This is a genomic window from Salipaludibacillus aurantiacus (assembly GCF_900111295.1).
Taxonomy (GTDB): domain Bacteria; phylum Bacillota; class Bacilli; order Bacillales; family Salisediminibacteriaceae; genus Salipaludibacillus; species Salipaludibacillus aurantiacus.
Map to the genome: position 1 here is coordinate 139,971 of NZ_FOGT01000007.1, position 21,300 is coordinate 161,270.

At 43.8% G+C, this 21,300-nt stretch carries 21 protein-coding genes; 1 reads left to right on the top strand and 20 read right to left on the bottom strand.

All coding sequences use genetic code 11. The annotated features are described in order from the left end of the window. Nucleotides 1–96 precede the first annotated feature (96 nt). The 18 genes from BMW59_RS10555 to BMW59_RS10645 all read right to left on the bottom strand — a co-directional run bounded on the left by BMW59_RS10555 (nt 97) and on the right by BMW59_RS10645 (nt 17,188). Complete coding sequence (locus tag BMW59_RS10555) at nt 97–1,119, bottom strand: AbrB family transcriptional regulator (RefSeq protein WP_093051443.1); 1,023 nt, start codon at nt 1,117–1,119, stop codon at nt 97–99. Nucleotides 1,120–1,180: 61 nt separating this feature from the next. Then, nucleotides 1,181–2,686: a tripartite tricarboxylate transporter permease gene (locus BMW59_RS10560; protein ID WP_093051446.1), complete on the bottom strand. Its 1,506-nt coding sequence runs from the start codon at nt 2,684–2,686 to the stop codon at nt 1,181–1,183. An 18-nt stretch (nt 2,687–2,704) separates the two neighbouring features. After that, nucleotides 2,705–3,298 carry a tripartite tricarboxylate transporter TctB family protein gene (locus tag BMW59_RS10565; protein WP_093051449.1) on the bottom strand — a complete coding sequence of 198 codons (594 nt, stop codon included), beginning with the start codon at nt 3,296–3,298 and terminating at the stop codon, nt 2,705–2,707. Nucleotides 3,299–3,322: 24 nt separating this feature from the next. Beyond that, nucleotides 3,323–4,438 carry a Bug family tripartite tricarboxylate transporter substrate binding protein gene (locus tag BMW59_RS10570; RefSeq protein WP_093051452.1) on the bottom strand — a complete coding sequence of 372 codons (1,116 nt, stop codon included), beginning with the start codon at nt 4,436–4,438 and terminating at the stop codon, nt 3,323–3,325. Nucleotides 4,439–4,578: 140 nt separating this feature from the next. Then, nucleotides 4,579–5,307 carry a response regulator gene (locus BMW59_RS10575; protein ID WP_093051455.1) on the bottom strand — a complete coding sequence of 243 codons (729 nt, stop codon included), beginning with the start codon at nt 5,305–5,307 and terminating at the stop codon, nt 4,579–4,581. Continuing rightward, nucleotides 5,307–6,920 (bottom strand): ATP-binding protein, encoded by a 1,614-nt coding sequence (locus tag BMW59_RS10580; RefSeq protein WP_093051458.1) that lies wholly within the window; start codon nt 6,918–6,920, stop codon nt 5,307–5,309. The genes BMW59_RS10575 and BMW59_RS10580 overlap by 1 nt, the downstream gene beginning before the upstream one ends. A gap of 709 nt (nt 6,921–7,629) precedes the next feature. Next, nucleotides 7,630–7,911, bottom strand: a complete 282-nt coding sequence (locus tag BMW59_RS10590; protein WP_093051462.1) for a cupin domain-containing protein — start codon at nt 7,909–7,911, stop codon at nt 7,630–7,632. Nucleotides 7,912–7,933: 22 nt separating this feature from the next. Continuing rightward, nucleotides 7,934–9,199, bottom strand: a complete 1,266-nt coding sequence (locus BMW59_RS10595) for a TRAP transporter large permease (protein WP_177174289.1) — start codon at nt 9,197–9,199, stop codon at nt 7,934–7,936. Next, nucleotides 9,196–9,681 (bottom strand): TRAP transporter small permease, encoded by a 486-nt coding sequence (locus BMW59_RS10600; protein ID WP_093051465.1) that lies wholly within the window; start codon nt 9,679–9,681, stop codon nt 9,196–9,198. Before BMW59_RS10600 ends, BMW59_RS10595 begins: the two co-directional genes overlap by 4 nt. Nucleotides 9,682–9,960: 279 nt before the next feature. After that, nucleotides 9,961–11,034 (bottom strand): TRAP transporter substrate-binding protein, encoded by a 1,074-nt coding sequence (locus BMW59_RS10605; protein WP_245733062.1) that lies wholly within the window; start codon nt 11,032–11,034, stop codon nt 9,961–9,963. 25 nt (nt 11,035–11,059) lie between these two features. After that, nucleotides 11,060–11,701 carry a bifunctional 4-hydroxy-2-oxoglutarate aldolase/2-dehydro-3-deoxy-phosphogluconate aldolase gene (locus BMW59_RS10610; protein WP_093051468.1) on the bottom strand — a complete coding sequence of 214 codons (642 nt, stop codon included), beginning with the start codon at nt 11,699–11,701 and terminating at the stop codon, nt 11,060–11,062. 16 nt (nt 11,702–11,717) lie between these two features. Further along, a complete protein-coding gene (hxlB, locus tag BMW59_RS10615) occupies nt 11,718–12,275 on the bottom strand; it encodes a 6-phospho-3-hexuloisomerase (RefSeq protein ID WP_093051471.1) in 558 nt (185 codons plus the stop codon). After that, complete coding sequence (gene hxlA / locus BMW59_RS10620) at nt 12,259–12,894, bottom strand: 3-hexulose-6-phosphate synthase (protein WP_093051474.1); 636 nt, start codon at nt 12,892–12,894, stop codon at nt 12,259–12,261. The genes hxlB and hxlA overlap by 17 nt, the downstream gene beginning before the upstream one ends. Before the next feature lie 9 nt (nt 12,895–12,903). Further along, nucleotides 12,904–13,857 carry a sugar kinase gene (locus BMW59_RS10625; RefSeq protein ID WP_093051477.1) on the bottom strand — a complete coding sequence of 318 codons (954 nt, stop codon included), beginning with the start codon at nt 13,855–13,857 and terminating at the stop codon, nt 12,904–12,906. A 65-nt stretch (nt 13,858–13,922) separates the two neighbouring features. Further along, on the bottom strand, nt 13,923–14,927 hold the full coding sequence (locus BMW59_RS10630) for a LacI family DNA-binding transcriptional regulator (protein WP_093051480.1): 1,005 nt from the start codon (nt 14,925–14,927) through the stop codon (nt 13,923–13,925). Nucleotides 14,928–15,147: 220 nt separating this feature from the next. Then, entirely contained in the window at nt 15,148–15,309 is a 162-nt protein-coding gene (locus BMW59_RS10635) for a hypothetical protein (RefSeq protein ID WP_245733064.1), read from the bottom strand. Nucleotides 15,310–15,882: 573 nt separating this feature from the next. After that, nucleotides 15,883–16,194, bottom strand: a complete 312-nt coding sequence (locus BMW59_RS10640) for a DUF3870 domain-containing protein (RefSeq protein WP_093051486.1) — start codon at nt 16,192–16,194, stop codon at nt 15,883–15,885. Between the two features lie 331 nt (nt 16,195–16,525). Further along, the gene (locus tag BMW59_RS10645) at nt 16,526–17,188 is read right to left on the bottom strand and encodes a hypothetical protein (RefSeq protein ID WP_093051490.1); all 663 of its coding nucleotides are present in this window, start codon (nt 17,186–17,188) and stop codon (nt 16,526–16,528) included. Nucleotides 17,189–17,495: 307 nt separating this feature from the next. Between BMW59_RS10645 and BMW59_RS10650 the strand changes: the two genes are divergently transcribed. Further along, nucleotides 17,496–17,735 carry a hypothetical protein gene (locus tag BMW59_RS10650; RefSeq protein ID WP_177174290.1) on the top strand — a complete coding sequence of 80 codons (240 nt, stop codon included), beginning with the start codon at nt 17,496–17,498 and terminating at the stop codon, nt 17,733–17,735. A 64-nt stretch (nt 17,736–17,799) separates the two neighbouring features. On the opposite strand, the gene BMW59_RS10655 is transcribed toward BMW59_RS10650, so the two are convergent. Both BMW59_RS10655 and BMW59_RS10660 read right to left on the bottom strand, forming a co-directional pair. Further along, on the bottom strand, nt 17,800–18,579 hold the full coding sequence (locus BMW59_RS10655; RefSeq protein ID WP_093051496.1) for a hypothetical protein: 780 nt from the start codon (nt 18,577–18,579) through the stop codon (nt 17,800–17,802). An 820-nt stretch (nt 18,580–19,399) separates the two neighbouring features. Next, a complete protein-coding gene (locus BMW59_RS10660; protein ID WP_093051499.1) occupies nt 19,400–20,863 on the bottom strand; it encodes an alkaline phosphatase in 1,464 nt (487 codons plus the stop codon). Between the last annotated feature and the right edge of the window lie 437 nt (nt 20,864–21,300).

A 21,300-nucleotide genomic window follows, 5' to 3' on the forward strand; every position in this document is an offset into this window, starting at 1 on the left:
TGCATTAAATATTCCACCGCCCTCCCCAAAATCTTCCCAATACCTCATCAAAAAACTAATTTCCTTCTTTTCATGGCGCCGACCCACCCTATACACCTACACCCTCCTAATCACCCACAGCAGTAAGGGCAATGTCGCAAAGATGCTGATGACCCGGATGATCTGGAGGCTTGCAACGAGGGTCGGCTCCTGGTTCAGTGCGAAGGCGGTGGCGGACATTTCCGCTGCTCCTGCCGGGACGACGCTTAATAAACTGACGATGTAAGACATGTCGCTTAATAACCAAAAGACATAGGCAGAAAGGAAACTGAATGCGACAAACAGGCCTAAGATACCTGCACTGACTTTTCCGATTTTTTTCAATCGTATAAGAGTCGTTCTGTCGAATCGGACGCCAACCATCACGCCGATCAATGCCTGCCCGATTCCGCCGATGTAGCTTGGAACGCCTTCAATCTGAAACACATACTCTCCAAACAAAAAACCTAAAACAATCGCATATAATAAAGCCCCCGCTGGCAGTTTAAAAAGTGAATTTAATAACGCAGCTAAAGTGATCACAAAGGTAAATGTCGCCACATGGTCAAACGTGAGTGCCACCGGATCGACTCCTGCCACCGCTTCGCCTCCCCTGTTATTCCAGACGCCTGCCAAAAACGGGATGTGCAGTACAAAAAGCGTAATACGGGCTGTATGGAAGGCGGCGACAATCCTTTCGTCCGCATCATACTCGCTGCTGACACTGATAATCTCTGACGCGCCGCCGGGAATACAGCAGAAAAAAGCGGTCCGTTTGTTCAAAATTCCGGACCACCTGTACAATAACCAGCCGAGCACGAATCCGGCAAGGAGCGTCAGGATCAAAGTGACAATGAGCGGGCCTAAATAAATGCCGATAATGGCAAAAAGATCAGTCGTCATAAGAAGGCCGATATTCGCCCCCACCAAAGAAAGCGCTAATTTAAACGGCCAGCCGTCATATGAAACGCCAGAACGGGCAAGCCCAAACAGCAGCCCTGTCAGCAACGCCCCGAGCAGCCACCCCGCCGGTACATTTATATAATTAAACAGCCATCCTGCGAATAAAGATAGGATAAGAATAGCGACCGCCCGCACCATACAATCGACTCCGTTTCAGCTTTCTGAGATTCTCTGCATATTATAAATTCACGTCAACCCATCACCGCCGCTTAAGCCCCCGCCTGCGTTTGATAAACTTTATAAACCTTATAGTCAGCGGAATGACAAGGGCCACCACTGCCAGAATTAACAGCGTTAATGAAATAGGTTTTGATAAAAAGATCGTCCAGTCTCCTGATGAAATCTGCAGGGCCCGGCGCATATTTTCTTCCATAATGGCGCCAAGAATCATGGCCAGAATAAGCGGCGCTGCAGGAAACTCATACATGCGCATTCCAAATCCGATTAAGCCGAAAATGAGAACTAACATCAGATCAAACGTGTTGAAGCTTAAGCCGTACACACCGATCATACAAAACACGATGATCAGGGAGAGGAGCATCGCTCTCGGCACGTTGAGTATTTTTGAAATAAGCGGGATTAACGGCAAATTTAAGATAAGCAAAAAGATGTTCCCGATATACATACTGGCAATGACTCCCCAGAACACATCCGGCCGGTCTTCAAGCATTAACGGCCCCGGCGTGATGCCCATGACGAGTAATGCCCCAAGTAAAACAGCGGTCGTCCCTGACCCCGGTACACCAAGGGTTAACAACGGTACGAATGACCCGCCGCTCGCTGCATTGTTAGCCGCTTCGGGAGCAGCTACCCCTTTGATGTTCCCTTTCCCGAAGGTGTCTCCGTCTTTCGCGATATTCTTTTCCATTGTGTAGCCAAGGAACGAGCCAATCGTGGCGCCGGCTCCAGGCAGAACGCCCGTAAAGAATCCGAGGACCGAGCTTCTTCCGACTGGCGGAGCAATTTCCTTGATCTCCTTTTTCGACAGCTTAAGAGAACCTAACGCGTTCTGCTTCAGTGATCCCGTCTTTTTTTTCAATAAAACAAAGACTTCCCCTAAAGCAAACACCCCTAACGCAACAATTAAAAAGTCGACCCCGTCAAGTAAATTAATAGTGCCGAAAGTGTATCTGGCCGTTCCCGTCTGAAGATCCATCCCTATAAGCGAAACCATCACGCCGAAAACTGCTGCAATCAGCCCTTTTATAAGAGACTTTTCTGACAAACTGACCACGGCAGTGAGACCGAATACCATTAAAGCGAAGTATTCCGCCGGCCCGAAACTGACAGCGACCCGCCCTAAAAGAGGCGCGATGAACATAAGACCAATGACACTGACCGTACCGCCGATAAATGAGGCGTATGCTGCGATGGCCAGCGCTTTCCCAGCCTTCCCTTGTTTTGATAGCGGATAACCATCGAATGAAGTGGCGACCGTTCCCGCAACCCCTGGCGCGTTTAACAAAATGGATGATGTCGAGCCGCCAAAAATCGCTCCGTAGTACACCCCTGCCATTAAAATTATGCCAATGGCAGGATCCATTCCATACGTGATCGGAATCATTAAGGCGAGAGCGCTTATTGGACCGAGCCCGGGAAGCATGCCGATGACGGTTCCAGCCACCACCCCGATTAACACGAACATTAACGCTTCCGGCTGAAGGGCTACTTCAAAGCCATATAATAAGTTTTCGAATGCATTCATGAGTGAGTCACCTCTTTCCTAGAACGGCAGCAGTCCGGGCGGTAAATAAACACCGAGCCCTCTTGTAAGCAAAAAATAAAATCCAAACGCGATGAAACCGGCAACAATAGCATTGACAACGTGCCGAGTAAAACCGTAAAACCATGTCATTCCAAATACAAAGAACAAAGTGGTCAGCGGAAATCCGGCCCGCTCCAGCAAAAAGATGTAAGCACCGACTGCTGCTACCGTAACCACGATTTGTGTTTCAGGCTTTTGCCAGACAGAGACATCCGCCTCCTTTTTCTGGCCCCCTCCTTCATCCGAAGGAGATGTGTCTGCAGGCGGATCTCCTGCGGCTTCTTTTTCATCCAGCTTATCTTTTTCAAAAAAGAGAGCAATTGAGAGCAGCCCCATCGTGATCCCAAGCACCTTTGGAAATAAATCGGAATCTACCGGCCGTGGCAGCGCATAATCAGGAATTTGAAAAGCAACATACAGATAAAAAATTGAAAACAAAAATAAAATAATAGCGATAATCTGATTGGCTCTAAGCTGTTTGATCACATTCATCGTGTCCGGCTCCTTTCCAGCTTCCTTAAAGAGATTATTAAGAGAATAAGGAGGGAGCATTAAGCCACCTCCTTATCACGGCCTTTATTCCACTAATCCAATCTCAGTCAGGACATCTTCAAACAAGTCAAACTGTTCGTCGAGGAAGTCGCCAAATTCTTCGCTGTCCTGATAGTTGTTAATCCAGCCGAGATTTTCCCGATGCTCGTCCCACGTGTCCGTTTCGAGCATCTCAGCATACATGTTTTCATAATAATCTACAGCTTCCTGCGGCATATCAGGCGGTCCCATAATCCCTCTCCAAATGTCGAATGTGTAATCAATCCCTTGTTCAATGAACGTTTCTCCTCCAGCTTCCTGAAGGGCTTCTACCGGTTCCTCAGAGGAATAGGCGATTGGACGAAGCTCTCCTGACTCTACCTGTCCTGTGGATTCCCCGACACCGGTAATCACGACATCCACGTGGCCGCCAAGCAGGTTGGTCATAGCTTCCCCGCCACCTGCGAACGGCACGTAGTTGACATCAGCTGCGTTAATTCCGAACTCGGCCGCGGCACCAGCAAAGGAAATGTGGTCCATACTTCCCGCAGCTGATCCCCCGCCGACAGAGACGGATTGCGGATCTTCTTCAATCGCTTCAAACACCTCCACGATTGATTCAAATTCAGAGTCCGGCTGAACCAGGACGATGGAGTAGTCCGTAATTAAGTTAGCAACCGGTGTAAAGTCGGTATGATCGTACTGCGATGTTTCCGTCAGTGGCACGAGAATAATTGGCGGGCTCGCTGCGAACAACGGCTGTGCTTCGCCTTCATGACCCGCTACTTCTGCCCAGCCGATGGCACCGCCGCTCCCAGGGATGTTCTGAGGTGCAAAATTGACAGGTGCCAAGTCTTCTTCCTGAATGACTTGAGCTGTTGTCCGGATAAGAGTATCCCATCCGCCGCCGGCATCAGCAGGCGCGATGTATTCCACATCATTTTCCGGCTCCCAGTCAGACGCTGTGTCATTTCCGCCATCGTTGCTGTCAGCGTTGTTATTTGCATTGTCAGTTTCATTACCATTGTTATCGCCGGCTTCTGCCTCATTGTTATTTTCTTCATCCGGGTGTTCAGGGGCATCACCGCAAGCAGCCAATAAAGCAACTGACATTCCCGTCACTCCTGCACCATAAATAAAGCGCTTACAAAACTGTCTCAATAAAAAAACCTCCTGTAGTAATCAGATAATTAAGAACTGAGTTCATATTATCTGAAAATACAGAAGAGAGTAAATATTCTGGTCATAAGTTGTATTTTGTTCATTTTGTTCACACAATGTTCACAAACTCACATCTCTTGTCACTGCTGCCCCTTAAAATATCTCCGCTCCGGTCTGCCCACATCTCCATAAATCATCTGGACACGAACGTCACCTGTCGAGATGAGATACTCTAAATACCGTCTGGCCGTCGACCGGCTCGCACCAATTGATTCTGCGGCGGTTGAAGCAGTCATCCCTTCGCCGCCCGATTTATGGAGCGCCTCGGTAATATTTTTTAACGTTAACGAATCAATCCCTTTCGGCAGCTCGTTCATGTCCTTTAAAGCCGCAGCTTGATGGTCTGCTCTCCCGAACCTGAGACTGTCAAGTTCGTCCTGTGAGAGTGCCTGCTGCTGTGCCAGCGATTCCTGCTCACTTTTTAACCGGCAAAACGTCTCGTGAACTCGCTCTTTCTGGACAGGCTTAATTATATAATCAAAGATACCTGCCTGGAGGGCTTCCTGGATCGTAGCTGTTTCATTGGCAGCCGTCACCATAATGACGTGGATTTCAGGATAGTGGTTACGGATATGCCACAGCAGTTCAAGGCCTGTCACATCAGGAATATAAATATCAAGTAAAATAATATCAGGCAGCGCTCCCGTTTTTTCAAGGAAAGAAATTGTCTCTTCTCCCGTTTTAACCACTTTTAACACGTTAAAATCCGGCATGACTTCAACAAATGCCTCGTTAATAGCCGCAACTCTGAAATCGTCTTCCACGATCAGCACTTGTAATGTTTTGTTTGAAAAAGTTGAAGAAACCATTATAACACCCCCCTGCTCATTTCAGTTTGACTCTTAGGCAGCGATATGACAAAGCATGTGCCTGACAAATCACTCTTTTCTATAAAAATGGTACCGTTCAGGTCTTCTACCGCGGCAGACACGAGTGCGAGTCCTACCCCGCGGTGTCTGGATGACTCTTTCGTAGAGAAACCTCTCTTAAAGATTTCCTCATATTTTTCTTCATCAATACCCGGCCCGTTATCTTCCACTTCAAAAATAAAATCATAACCGATATCCGTAAATGAAATATGAACATGCGGTTTCTCAACAGTGTTGGTGCTAGCGGCTTCGACGGCATTTTCAAGAATATTGCCCAGGATCGTCACGATGTTTTCCTGCTGTCTTTTGAGTAATGGCTCACGTAGCTGGCTGTTCTCATCAAACGTCATCTTCACTCCGATCTCCCTCGCCCGGTTCAATTTCCCGAGAAGGACACCGCTCACAATTTTATCAGAGACATTGTCGACAAGAAAGCGGATCCATTCCTGCTGGACCTTCGTTTCGTGGTCAATAAACTCAATGACTTCAGGGACACGGTTCAACTGTAAGAGCCCGGAAATCGTATACAGTTTATTAGAAAATTCATGTGTCTGTGCTCTTAGCCCTTCCGCATATTCCCTGACATGCGTCAGTTCTTTGGACAGTTCCCGAATTTCGGTACGGTTTCTGAAAGTGGCCACCGCTCCGCTGACACGCTCCCCGGTAAAAATCGGGACGCGATTGACTACATAGAGCTCATCCTCTATCCACAATTCTTTATTAAAGTCCGGATAGCCGGTTTCAACTACCTGGATCAGCCCTGTATTGGGCAAAAGGTCAACTAATGGCTCCCCGATCAGCTTTTTCACGGGGACGGCCTGGACATTTAAATACTCTTTAGCTTTCTGGTTAATCATCGTCACCCGGCCATCATTATCGATGGCGATCATGCCTTCATGAATGGACTGTAAAATAGCATCTTTTTCATGAAAGAGCCTTCCGATTTCCTCAGGCTCCAAACCGTGAATCGACCGCTTTACGTGATAAGAAATAAGAAATGAACCGATAAACCCGAATCCTAAAACCCCGGCGATAATCACCCATGTATCTGAAAGAAAATCCCTCGCCGTCAACTCCACATCTTCCTGCAAAAATCCGACCGACACAACGCCGATAATGTTGCCCTGGCTATCAAAGACCGGCGTCTTCCCGCGTATGGACGGGCCAAGCGAACCGACCGCTTTCGACACATATGATTCGCCGTGAATTAACGCCCGGTCATTGTCTTCACCTACCATCCTGTCTCCAATCCTGTCCGCCCTGGGGTGTGAATACCGAATCTCTTCCGTATTTCCCACCACCACAAACTCGGCCCCAATCTCCTCTCGGATATCTTCTGCAATTGGCTGGATCGTTGCTGACGGATCTTCATGAAAGAAAGCATCACGGACAGCGGGAATTGAAGCCACACTCAGAGCTACACTCAGCGCCTGCTGCCCCGTCTGATCCCATACCTGATCAGAATACTGCTGGTTGTAATAAAACCCCAACGCGAGAATCATGAGGGTGACCAGCAGCGACATCAACAGAACCATTTTCGATAGCAGATTCATCCGTAACCGCTCTTTTAAACTGCTGAACTTGCGAACAGGCCACACCTTCCTAAGAGTTTGCACTGGTACCACCCTTTTCGTCTCATCTTCTGTGTAACATTATGTCACAATATTCTGTTAATATGAAGGCGGAAACTTTAATGGAAAAAAGTGTCTGTGGTAGGCGTTGATGGGGGAGCGGATGGGCTATTCGTGATAGCGCAAAGTAGGGGCGGTTTGGACAAGAGGTTGAGTGAAGATGCAATAGGGGCTGTTTTTTGATGAGGAGGGGAGCTGCAATTCCGGGGCATAATATCGCAAACAGAGAATCCTGGGGTGGGTGCAAATTGGGAGACCTTGCTGAAAGAAAGCCGCCTGCAGAATTTGTCCTGATAAAAGGGAACTGCCACAATAAACCGGAGAAGTGCCACAATCCCCCGCTAATGTGCAACAATCCCGACAAAAAACTGTCACAATCGATTGCCAATCTGCAACAATCCCCGCCCAAAGTGCCCCAATGATTGTTGGTACTTAAGTGGAGGAGCCAGAATGCATCAAAAAAACCCGCAAATGCATTAAATTCCCCACTCACTGCACCAAATCCCCCACCAACTGCCTCCAATACCTAAGAAACTTCCACCACAAAAGATCTGCGATCCTCTAACCGCCCCAAGAGCCGAGCTCCCCGCCACTAACCGCTCCAATCTGTCCAAACCCATCCCGAAAATAGTTATGTGTCAAGAAGATCCTGGCGAACGGGGCTGAAGACATCGATGATGACACAGTCTTCAAGCACCTTAACCCTGTGTTTTTCATTGGAGGGAACGTACTGGGTGTCCCCTTCGTTTAGAATTTTTTTGTCGCCGGCTAAGTCAAACTCAAGCTTTCCTTTTTCCAAATAGCATGTCTGTTCTTCGGGGTGCTGGTCGGTGTCGCCTTCAAATCCAGCTTCTATTTCTACTTTTACGACCATGAGAGAGCCTTCAGCGCTTAATACGTTTCGTTTTACCATAGTACTACATCCTTTCGATTGATTATTCTGCAAACAGCATCGTTCCTGGGAATAAGACGATTAACGTAAGGACAAACAGGACAATGAGAATATACGGGATAACCGCCTTGAACGACCTTTCAATGGAGAGGTCCCCTATTTTTGCTGCCAATAACAAGCAAAGCCCGTATGGCGGTGTGACTAAGCCGATCGCAAGGGAAATGATTGTAATCATTCCTAATAGAATTGGATCGATACCAAATTCCAGTGCGATAGGCAGAACCACCGGAATAAACAGAATCATTGCAGGTATGGCATCCATAAATGTCCCTATAAACAAGAAGAAAAGGACAATGATTATGATAAAAATCCACTTGCTTGTAATATTATTTGTGAAAAACTCAGAAGCTAGCATGGATAACTGATAGTAACTCATGAGCTCTCCCAAAGCACTGGCTGCCGCTAACGCAAACAGTGAGAGCGAGCTTAGTGTTAACGTATCAACCATTACGCCGTACAAGTCTTTAATTTTCAATGTCCGATAGACAAACAAACAGATTAACAGTGTATAAATTGAGGCGAACGCTGCTGCTTCTGTTGCTGTAAATATTCCTGTAATAATCCCCCCGATTAAAATGACCGGGGTAAGAAGAGCTGGAAAAGATTCCAGAAATAATTTAAAAAACTTTTTGAGAGAGGCGCGCTGGTTTTTCGGATAGCCTCTTCTAATTGACAGAATAAGCACAAACGCCATCATACCTACACCAATTAATACTCCCGGAATGATCCCTGCCAAAAATAATGCGCCAACTGAGACATTTGTAAGGCCCGCAAAAATAATCATCGGAATACTTGGAGGAATAATGACCCCCACGGTTGAAGAAGCTGCCGTAATTCCTACAGATGTTTCAGCATCATAGCCTTGTTTTTTCATATTCGGTATGAGAACTTTTCCGACACCGGCCGTGTCTGCCTGTGAGGCGCCTGATACGCCTGCAAACATCATAGAAACGAGAATATTGGCATGGGCAAGTCCGCCCCTAATGTGCCCTACAATTGATAAAGCAAAATCAATGAGTTTTTGCGAGATTTTACCCGAGTTCATTAAATTTGCAGTCAGGATAAACAATGGGACAGCTAGAAGCACAAAGGAATCGAGCCCATTAAGCATACTGACCGGAACCCGCACTTCAGGTATATACTCGATATTTAAAATTCCAATGAAAGACACGATACCAATAACAAAAGCAATCGGAACACCTATAAACATTAAAATGACAAATGACGCAATTAATAACCAGCCGATCATCCGTTTGCCTCCTCTCTTTTAAAGCTTTTTAAATCTTCAAAGATATGCCAGGCTAAATAAATCATCATTGTAAATCCAGCAACAGGGATAGAAATCCACACATATCCCATCTTCATAAATGTTAAAGAAGCCCAGTTATAGTTCCAGAAATTAGTGACTGCGTCTATTCCAAAGTAAAATAGGGCAAAGCTGAATAGAAATAACACCGTATCATTAAAAAGACTGAGCGAAGATCTCAATTTGCCTGTAAATTTGTTATACAGGAAGTCGAACTTAAAGTGCTCTTTCCGGTAAATCATAACTGCTGCCCCCATGAAAATAGCCCATATAAAAGAATATCTTGCTACGTCCCCTGTCCAAATCACTGAGATACCCAGCAGCCGGGTAGCAACTTGAATAATTACTGCCAGAAAAAAGATACAGAGCATAGTTACCCCGACAGCAAGCTGAATCTTTTCAAGCAAGTTAATAACTTTTTTCATCTTAACCCCTCGTTTCTTTCTAAATTAGACTTCAGGTAGTGTGAAAGGATAAATAAGCCTGGGCAGCCTGGCCTGCACACCAGCCGGACCATCCCGTACTTACTGGCTATCTCATCCAGCGCCTGAGAATATGTTTTTAGCTCAGAACAGCTTACGGGAAAATATTCTGACCTAAAAAAATAATCTGGGCGACTGATCAAGCCTAATTCTAATTAGAGGTAAAGGAGGGGGAAGAGCAGACAAGCTGCTCTTGCTCCTGCCTCTCACCTTATGAGTTAACTACCGCATGTCTCTGATTTGTTCTAAAAGATGTGTGACACCGATTTCTTCGGCTACTTCATCCTGCAACGGTTCAGCAATCTCAATGAATGGCGCCTTATCAATTTCGTTGATTTCACCGCCGTCCTCAAGCAGCTGCTGTCTATATTCTTCTTCTTGTTCGTATAAAGCCTGGCGCTCTGCTTCCACAGAAGCAGCTGCAGCTTCCAGAATGATGTCCTGATGCTCTTCAGAATAAGACTCAAACTCTTCATTATTAATCAGTAGAAAGCGGGTGGTATAGTCGTGCCCGGTTTCCGTTGTATAACGGCCGTTATCTGTTTCATGATGGTTTTGCTGCACAAAGTAAGGATAAGCATTCTCAGCACTGTCTACGACATTTTGCTGAAGGGCCTGGTACAATTCTCCCCAGTCCACATCTGTCGGTACGGCTCCGGTCTGGTTCCAGAAATCCGCGACAACACCGGACGTCTGAGTACGAATCGTCATCCCTTGCAGATCGTCGATCGACTGAAGCGGCTGTTTACCGTAATAGTGGCGAACACCGGCGCTCCAGTAACCAACCAGCTTAAATTTGTTATCTGACTCTTCTAAAATAATATCCGCAATTTCATCGCCCACTTCACCATCTACTGTCTGTTCCCAGTGGTCATAGCTGTCGAACAAATACGGAAGCGCAAATAAATCAATTTCCCTGATGCCTGTATTACTCATAAACCCTGGTGAAACTAATACCACATCCGCTCCGCCTACCTGTAGACTTTCAACTAATTCAGATTCACTCGTTCCAAGTGTGCCGGCGTGTACTTCCACCTCGATGGAACCGCCTGATTCACTTTCAGCCACTTCTTTAAATTCCAGCAAGCCATCCTGATACGGGTTTTCCGGATCCGTCTGGTTATGGGCGGCTACTATTTTAATAGAATCTTCCCCTTCGCCTGCTGCTGCGTTTACGTCGTCCTGATTCTGGTTGTTTCCTTCAGCGTCTGTGTTACCGTTGTTGTTGTTCCCACAGGCAACCGCCACGAGCATGGCTGCCATAAGCATTAATACAACTAATGATTTCTTCAACATAATTTACGCACCCCTTTGTTATTACTTAGAGTTTTTGAATCCCTTTAACCTTTTGGACATAACGAGCTGCTTCCTTCGTCAACGCTTCATAATCCTCTTTCTCAACAAGCTTCTTCGGGTTGACCAAATTACTGCCTATCCCTAAGAGTGCACCCCCTTTAGCGGAGTAATCTGCAATATTTTCCAAATTAATTCCTCCTGTGACCATCAATGGAATGTGTGGAAAAGGCCCCTTCAAACTCTTCAAATAGTCCGGTCCAAACGTGTTGGCGGGAAAAATCTTGACCATATCCGCACCGTTTTCATAAGCTGTCAAAATTTCAGTCGGTGTCAAGGCGCCTGGGACACTTACCACCCCGTAACGTTTTGTCATGCGAATGGTCTCTACATTCACTGTTGGAGAGACAATGAACTGAGCGCCTGCCATAATGGTTGCCCTTGCCGTTTCCTGATCCAGGACAGTACCTGCTCCAACAATCACCTCATCTCCAAGCTCATCTGTCACTTTCTCAATAAGAGCAGTTACTTTTGGTGTTTCGGCGGTAATTTCTAAATTGCGAATCCCTCCTTTAGATAAAGCGCTTCCAATTTGTACTATATTCTCAATGCTTGTTTCACGAATAACAGCAACCAATGGCGTCTCTTTTAATTGCTCCAGAACTTGCAAAGCTTCCACCTCCCTTTTATTCTAAATTGGCATGTCTTCCGGCCATTTTTTTATTCGCTTCTTCCTTATCCTCAGTTTGTGTCAGCCAGATAATCACGGAATCCAGTAAGAGATGAACACACTGGTCAAACTGATTCCCAAGCGGTTGGATCGTCTTAGGCTCTTCAGGCCTCCTATGTTTAGTGGCTGCCGGGATAACCAGTGTCCCATCGCTAATCTCTCCTATTTTTGACTGTTTGTTGGTTGTCACAAGAAAAATATGAGCCCCGTTTTGTTTTGCCGTACTGGCCAGCTGGTAACTCGTGCTTGTAGAACCTGAACCGGAAATAGTGATGAGCAAGTCGTCTTTTTCAATACTCGGCGTAATCGTTTCCCCTGTCACATAAACGTGGAAGTCTGCGTGCATAAGGCGCATGGCAATGGCTTTCCCCATTAGTCCTGACCGCCCTTCCCCGCTAATAAAGATCCGTTTAGCCCGGCGAATTGCTTCACCTAACGCCACGGCTTCTTCTTCCTTCACGCTCTCTAAAACTGTTGAGATTTCTTCTGATACCGTTTTAATGATCCTCTTCATCGGGTGTCAACATCCCTTTCAGCTTGAAACTGGCATTCGCAGGGTCTTCCGCACTCGTGATCGCGCTTCCTACAATGACAATATCAGGTTTGTTTGCAACGATTTCCGGGAGCGTAGACTCTTTAATCCCTCCTGCTACTGAGACGGTGAAACCGCCGCCTTTTACTAGATCAAATAAATCTGCAGACATGTCTTTTTCCTTTTGCATGTCTTTCCCATAATGAAGGCTGACGAGAGTCACCCCTGCCTCCTTCAGTTCATCGAGTCTTCTTTTTTCAGAGACATTCAGAAGATCGGCCATTACTTGCTTCCCGTAGCTGTCCGCTTCAAAGAGCATATCCTTAATCGTCTCGTCAGCCGCGAAAGCCATGACCGTCACCACATCTGCTCCGGCCTCGAAAGCCTGTCTCGCCTCATGCTTTCCCGCATCGCAAGTTTTCATATCCGCTACAAGCGTGTGGTTGGGGTACCTCTGCTTAATCTCACGGACAATGCTCATCCCGTATTCTTTAATGACGCCTGTCCCAACTTCGATCCAGTCGATATGATCTTTTGTCTCTTCAAGGAGCCGGAAGCATTGCTGCCTTTCCAGTCTGTCCAGTGCTAATTGAAGCTTCATTTGGCCACCTTACCTTTCAATAAATTGTTTTTCACCTGTTTCTACCAGGACATCTTCCAAGTACGGCAGTCCCTCGTTATCTCCTGACACGCTAACAACCATTGAGCCAATTGTATTAGCAAAGGTTAAACTTTTTTCAAGCGTCCAGTTATGCAAGATCCCGTAGATAAACCCCGCATTAAAGCCATCGCCTGCCCCAACCGTATCAACGACTTTTTTCGGTTTGACAGGAGGCATATTAAGGGTTTGTCCATCGTGGTAGCCGACTGCCCCATCGCTTCCCCGTTTTACCGCGACGTATTTAATGTGCAGCTCCTTACACTTTGCAATAATTTCATCCACCTCCGCCGTTCCCAGCAGGATCTCCGCTTCGTCGACTCCAGTCAGCAGAATATCCACATCAGGCAACAGTTCCGCCAGTGCTTTTCCCGCTTCTTCCTTCGTCCATAATTTCAACCGAATATTTGGATCCATGGAGATTAATAGATTATGTTTTTTCGCAAGAGAGATGGCCTTTTTAATCACACCGATATTTTTAGCCGGATCTATCGCAGTAAACACTCCGGTAATATGAAGAAGCTTGGAGTTCTTAAAGTAGTCTTCAGTGAGCGACTCTTCCGTCAGCACCTTCGTCGGCGTATTGTCTCTATAATAGAAAGTTCGTCCGCTGCCATCTTCCATAATCTCCTTAAAATTCAAAGACGTAGGGTAATTGTCTTCCAGCCTTACTTCTGATACATCCACGCCTTCTCCCCGGACAAAATTATAAATATATTTACCGAACTCATCATTTCCCAATCGGCTGATCCATCCCATATTTAAGCCGAGCCTGGCACAGCCAATAGCAAAGTTTAATTCTGCTCCCCCTACTTTTCTTTCAAATGTACTCACATATTTCATTGGTCCTTTAATTGTTGGATTGAATGTGATCATCGCATCCCCAATTGTTATCACATCTCTCACGCGTATCGCCCTCCGTTTTTCTCCAAAAAGTTATAGTAAAAGTAATTACTGTTAAGAGCCGGCTGTCAGCAGGACTCCCGTTCGATCAGTTTCGGCTGAAACTCATAGATTTTCCCAGGCTCGTCTTTGTCTTTTTTCTGTATTTTATTAAGCAGCAGTTCCGCGGCTTTTTTTCCCATCTTAAATGCCGGCTGTGCCACAGTAGTCAGTGACGGGTTATAGAAACTGGCAAATGAGACTTCATCAATACCGATCAGAGCCACGTCTTCCGGAATTCGCAGCTTTTTCTTTTTAATAAATGTGAGCATTTCCATGAGTGCCAGGTCATTACCGGCCAAAATGGCTTCAGGCGGTTCTTCAAGTGACAGCATGTCCTCAAGCGCTTGTTCAAAATGTTTAAGATCCAAGCTTTTAATATAGTTATCATTCACAGGGAGGTTCAGCTGTTTGAGCGTTTTTTTAAACCCTTCCACACGCTTAATCCTCGGTGTGACATTTGGAATGATTGATGTTGTCATAATCCCTAAACGGCTGTATCCCTTCTCGACAAAGTGCTCAACCGCAAGAGAAGACGCTTTCTCGTTATCCAGCAAGACTGAAGGCAGTTCCACGTTATCGATGAGGCGGTCCATCAGCACTAACGGAAAGTGATTATCTTTCATCGTTCGTAAAAGTTCAATATTACCGCCTGTAGGGAAAAGAATAATCCCGTCAACTTGCTTAGCATGAAGCATCTCGATATACTTCTTCTCTTTTTCAGGATCATCATCCGCATTACAGACAATCGTGTGGAAATCATAATCGTGGCACACATCCTCAATCGCCCTGATCACTTGTGTGGAAAAAGCATGAAGGATATTCGCGACGATCACTCCAATTGTGGTTGTGGATTTCTGCTTCAAGCTCCGCGCCACAATATTCGGACGGTACCCCAACTGTTTAATAGCGTCTTGTATACGCGCTTTCGTTTCCTCACCCATATATTCATATCTTTGATTCAAATACTGGGACACCGTACTCTTCGACACCTTCGAATGTTTAGCTACATCAGCAATCGTTACAGACTTCATAGTCATCTACTCCATATTTTTAAATTTACTTATTAGTGGAAAATGAGTATTCAGGATTACCAAACCGATTTAGTAAATCGATTTAGTAAGAGTGTAATATAAATGAAAGCGTTTTACAACCCCTGTGTTAAAAAAATTCAGATTATTTGTTTGTTTTGGGACCGGATAGAAAAGAGGGAGACTTTAAATTAATTAAAAAAAAAGAGCAACTTTGACTCAGCTACTCTTTCCTTTGCTTTTCGTTCTTATATTCCATCATGTCTTTGTAAAGAAGGCGTTTCATATACGTTGAAAAGTATTTATATTGTTTAGCATATTCGTACATATCTGCCTCTGTAGGGTCTTCTGTATTGAAAGAAACAGACTTTACTTTTTTTCCCATAACATCCCCACCTCCCAGCATTAAGCCTTAGTTAAGTTCTCCCATGTTAACATATTTTTAGAAGGCTTTATAGGGGAAAAGGAGGAGGAGGCCGTTTACTATTATTAGATCTGTCGAGTGACGTAACCACCAGAAAGGGCGGCCTTGCTCGAAGAAGGCCGCCTAGTAGAATTTCGCCTGATAAAAGGGAAATGTCACAATAAGTCGGTGGAGTGCCACAATCCCTCCGAAATGTGCAACAATCCCGACAAAAACTGTCACAATCAATGGCCAATCCGCAACAATCCCCGAGAAAAGTGCCACAATCGATTGTTGGGTTCTTAAGTGGAGGGCACGGAATCGGGGAAGTGCGTCAAATATTTTGCGGAGTGCATCAAATTTCCCCGCAACTGCATCAAATAATTCACCGAGTGCATTAAATACCCGACGCCCCCCTCAAATATCTCCAATAACAAAGGCATTCAGGCCACCAGCCTGAATGCCTTTACACACTTTCATTTTCAGTTCTTCCGCCATATCTAAATGTCGCCTCTTACTTCAGACAGCTAGCAACTCAATTGCCCCCTCCAGATTCTAAATCCCCTTATACTGGACCTCTAAATCTTTAATAGCCGCCGTGAGGGCGTTTGTGGCTTTTCCGCGATAATGTTCCTGAATCACCTGTGTCATTTTTTCTACATCATCTTTCACACTGAACCCTTTTAGTAAGTGGCCGATAAATTCACGGCCATGTTCAGTGGCCAGTGTACATGACGCGTCAATTATTACTCCGTATTTGCGATCCACTTCTGCTGTCACTGTCAGCGTTTCGAACATGCTTTTAGCGGCCATCCCCTGCGGCAGCCTTGCATGACCGGCAATAAAAATCGTATTTATCCCTTCCACGTTCGCCACTCTCCTCTATTTCCTCTCCCTTATTTTTCAACCAATCGTTCACCCTTAACTACTTCATCATTTAATTAAAATATCCTCTTTTTAGTTAAGTAATGAAAGCAACCTTAAATGGAAGAATATAACACAGAAGTTTTTGAAAAGTTCGCCTGCGGCCAAAACCTGTCTTAAGCCTAATGGCACAACATTATTTAGATAAATCTGATTTGGCAGGTATGGCATAACCAAGAAAGAGTTTGTTTTCCGGTTGATTGAAATCGATGCCTGCCCTCGCTTCTAGGGATACTTTATAAAAAAGGCTGATCAAGGTCCAGCCTTTTAAATATTACAAGGAAATCTCAAATAGGATATCCTCGCTTATCTTATCCTCTTCTGAAAGTGCCTCCATATCCTCTACATTTATGCTTCCAGAGTCTTCCTCAAGTGGAAACAGGTAAGGGCCACTGATGACCAGAGTCAGTGTGTCTGGATTAGTTTCATTTAAAGGAAACCACAGAAGTGCAGACTGATCTTCATTTTTCGTTAAATGCGGACTGATGGCGTGTGTCTTGTATTCCTGTGCAATATCCTGATCGTTAAAAAGGAGGCGACTCTCTGTGTCTGGTACAAACCCTGCAGAGAAGTCCAGGATAACTGATTCCTCTCCGGTATTTTTCACATAAACATAGGCCAGTCCGTAATGGTCACCTTGAGTCTTAGTGCTTTTTACTATGTAAAAATCATGTAATGTCACATCCACAGAACCAGATGTCTGCACTTCGTTGAGGTTTGCTCCCTGAAGTACCGTGTACTCCTGTAGAAGAATATCCCCTTTACTTTTGTTCGTAAGTGCTTCGTGACTCCCACCCTGTTCCTGTTCATTGTCGCCGGTCTCAACCTGTTCCACAGGTTCGCTGCCACTTGATTCGTTTTGTTCTGCTGTCTGTGTGCAGGCAGCGGTAATTAAAGTAAATACTCCCACAGCAGCTATTATGGAAAATCGTTTCATCCTGCTTTTGCTCCTTTATGTGTCATTATCGTAATGCGTATTAATAAAAAACTAGTACCCGAAAAATAAAAGTTTACCATCCTTGTGGACTTTGCAAAAAGCAAATTCACCCCTTTGCAAACATCCATTAATTTCTGGAAAAATCATACCATAAATTAACGGCTCCATATGGAGTATGTATCAATAGATATATCAAAAAGGCTTCATATATTGGATTCCTTTTTCCTTTTGAAAAGCTTGTTATGTTTTTCTTAAACACCTCCTTTATTAAGGATGATACGATGAATTTATTAATACAAAAATGCAGATGGCAACTGGGAACTTGAATTTTAATATTAACAACTATGGCATTCATTCTACGGCACGGGTATCCTTACAAAAGTTTGATGCAAGCAAGGAAATTGAAATTGGAGGTATTTCGTTTACTGGTGGTGGTGAATTGGCCCTTGGATCTCTAGGTTGGGATCTGCGTATTCGAAAAGGAGCAAGAGGTTTCTTAGGCTTCGGTCCAGTGGGCGTTGGTTTTTACTTTGAAATAAATGATTAATTAAAAGAAGTAACGTACAAAAAGGGCAGGAAGGATTCTGCCCTTTTTGTACTGCCTATTGTTTTTAATATTGTAGGGTAGATGCCATGTGGAATAACGTTTCTACTTTTTCATCATCTGCTTTATCTTTTGGGTACTCAATTCGAACAGAATACTGAATATGATCCTCGACTTTCACTAAACGATGAAGAACATATTCACGTCCTGTAAGCCAATCATTTTGGGGTCCTTCTTCACCATAAGTTCCTTCTACTGTAAAGTAATAATCAAAAACTTCATCTAACCTAGGGTGATTTTCCAGATCAACTTCTGTAACTGTAAATGGCTCTCCTTCAGCGGTGTTGGAACTTTCGGCAATAACAAGATTCGTCTCCTTCACCTCTTCTATATCTTTTGGTGTCTCATCCCGTCCAATATATTTAAAGATATCAAATTCAAATTCTCCGTACTCATGGGCAACGATATCTTGATAACAGTCTTCAGGTATAACCCATTCCTCACGCTCTCCCCCAACTCGTTTTAAAGGAAGCTGAAGTCGGGTGTTATGCTGATCTTCACACCCTTTAAATGAGGTATCGGATATCAGCCTCGCCCCTGCAGATTCAGAAGTCGGATCTTGTCCATGAAATTCCTCCATACTAACATTTTCTCCATCGATAACATCAATAGCCATTCCTGAGGAAAATTCATATGTAGTAAACGTGTTTTCAACTTCTACTATACCTTCTTCTTGAACTTCTTCATTTTCGATTGATTCCTCTGCGTTTGATTGTTCTTCACTCGTTTGGCAACCGGCCATCACCCCTGCTGCCGCGACAATACTCAATAACCACATACATTTCATAATCAATACTCCTTTTCTAGATGACCAAATATAGGCGCTCACAGCGCTAGTTTTTATTAATAGTTTTACCTTTAAGTAATAAACAACATCTATAGATGAGAATCAATTTGAATTGATAACTTTGCAAAAAAGCCCTTTTAACAAACAGGATTTAGTCCCTCCTATTCACATTGGAGCTAAAAAACCATTATCCAACAAATTAGAAATTACTTTCTTTATTGCTTTTGCCAAAAATAAATTTGAAACCCTTTGCAAAAATTCCTTACTTAATTTCCGGTAAAAATTATACCATAAAAATAACGGCTCCATAATTTATAATACAAAAAATTGATATTGATCCTAATTTAACCATTATCACGGAAAGTTAAATGAAAGACTAAATACCATCTCAACTTTTCGTAAGGCTTTAAAAGATGCAGTTAACGTAGAATTCCAAAATCGTATAAGAGATGGTTTAAAGGTAAGCCTAGGGTATATGAGAAAATAATGGGATAAATACGATAAAGATTTATAGGCGATAGATCGGGAAGTTTTCCACTTAAATTGGTGAGGTTGAGGGAGATAATCCTCCCCGTGAAACAATTGAACAATATGTAAAAGAGAATCTAAATTCTTATATTGAATAATTTAATTCTTGAACAATCTCATTCAGCATTTAAATTGAAAACAATACGCTCTTGCTACATATCCTCTTTTTTCTGTAATTGAAGGTTTAAACATTACTGCTTTTCAAGAATACGAAATAAAAACAAAATTGAAACAAACGCAAAGATATAAAAAGAGCATCCTGCTTCAACTGCCAGGATGCTCTTTTCTTTAGTTAGGCTTCATATAATCTTCTTGTTTTACGTAAGTAAATTAATATTCCGCCTGACATAAAGGCTACTAACAAACCGGCAAGTGCAAATGCAGGATTAGAGGTCGCTGTATCCGGCAATGCACCGCCTTCAGCCTCTTCCTGAGAACTTACTGATGCATCATATGGATCAAAATCAATACCCATCGCTTCAGCCATTAAGAATGGAACTTCTGTGTTATCCAGGAAACCATTGAATTTTTCTGAGTGAGGGCCATAGGCATACAACGGGACGTCTACTCCCGTATGGGCATCGCTTGAATAACCTATATAAGCACGCTCACTGATCACCTGGTTTATTGCTATGTGTGCTTCTTCAGATTCCTGAATTAGTGTTATTTCTTCGTCAGTAAGATCAATGCCAGCATAATTTTGAACCACTTTTGCTACGTTATCTCTGTTCTCATTTAACTGGTCTGCCATATAAGATCCAGTAGCTGTCACATCATGTAAAATGTCTATATTTAGATTATACTCATCATACCCGCCTACCGACATTCCGCCTGTATCGTGGTCACCAGCGATAACGACAAGTGTATTTCCATCCTCTTTTGCAAAATCAACAGCAGTTTCGACAGCTTTTTCAAAAGCTTCCGTATCTGTCATTGCCCAGGCAGAATCATGTTCATGGCCTGCCCAGTCAATCTGGCTTCCTTCCACCATTAAAAAGAATCCGTCCTCATTCAAACTTAACGATTGAATGGCCGCGTCAGTCATCTCTGCAAGACTTGGTTCGTCTGTTTCTCCTCTGTCAAGCTCGGGAGCCATCGCATCATCCGCAAACAAACCAAGAAGTTTATCATTATTTTCACTATTTAATAACTCATCGCGGTTTTCTATAAATTCATACCCCAATTCAATTGCTTCATTAAGTAAATGGGAATTGGCTTCGCCGCCCTCCTCTTCAGGCAGAAAATAATCTTTACCTCCTCCAAGGAGAACGTCTACTTCCCCGATAAACTGAGCCGCAATGTCGGCTTGATTAGCCCGAGTGGGCACACTGGCTGCAAACGCTCCTGGAGTCGCATGGCTGATCGTAGAAGTAGCGACTAAACCAGATGACTTTCCATGCTGAGTGGAAGCTTTTAAAATAGATTGAAGTTCATTTCCATCAGGATCAATACCCATCATATCATTATTAGTTTTTACCCCAGTAGCCATAGCTGTACCTGCAGCTGCAGAATCTGTTACTTCATTGTCAGCCGAAGTAGTCTGCATTAAACCTACTAACAATTCATCAAAAATTGTCTCTTCTCCTTTATAATGCCGGTAATTTGTCGCATAAGACGCTGAAAAGCCATCTGGTATCAGGAAAATAACATTTTCAACGTCTTCAGAATGGGCCCCCGCCTCTGCGGAAGAGACATTCATTCCTGTCATTGATACTAATAAGGATACGCTTAAAAGAGATGATAAAACTTTTTTCATTTCTTATTCCTCCTCGTATAATGGATTAGAACTTAAATAGGTTTTCCTCCTTCAGATAAAATTAGCTCTTTAGAAGAACCACTTAAACTCTTCTTTTTTTACATAAATTTACCTTTCTGTTTATATAAAACCAATCTTCTGCACTAATGGTCATCAAAAGGCGTCGAAAAAATATAAAGTAAATATAATATGATGGGTAAATTTGTCACCCTAACCAACGTTTATTAATACAAACTCCACTCAATTAGAAAATTAAGAGAAACTAATTACCTAATCACCTGTAATTGTATGTCTTCTAAAACTCTGAAAACTTATTTAAATTCCTTTTATTTATTGAAATTAATTTTATGATCATCTGTTTATCCGGGACTATTAAATAGAATAAATCTATGTTTTTTGTAGAGAAAAAAAATAAGTATGTATTATATATTGATGTA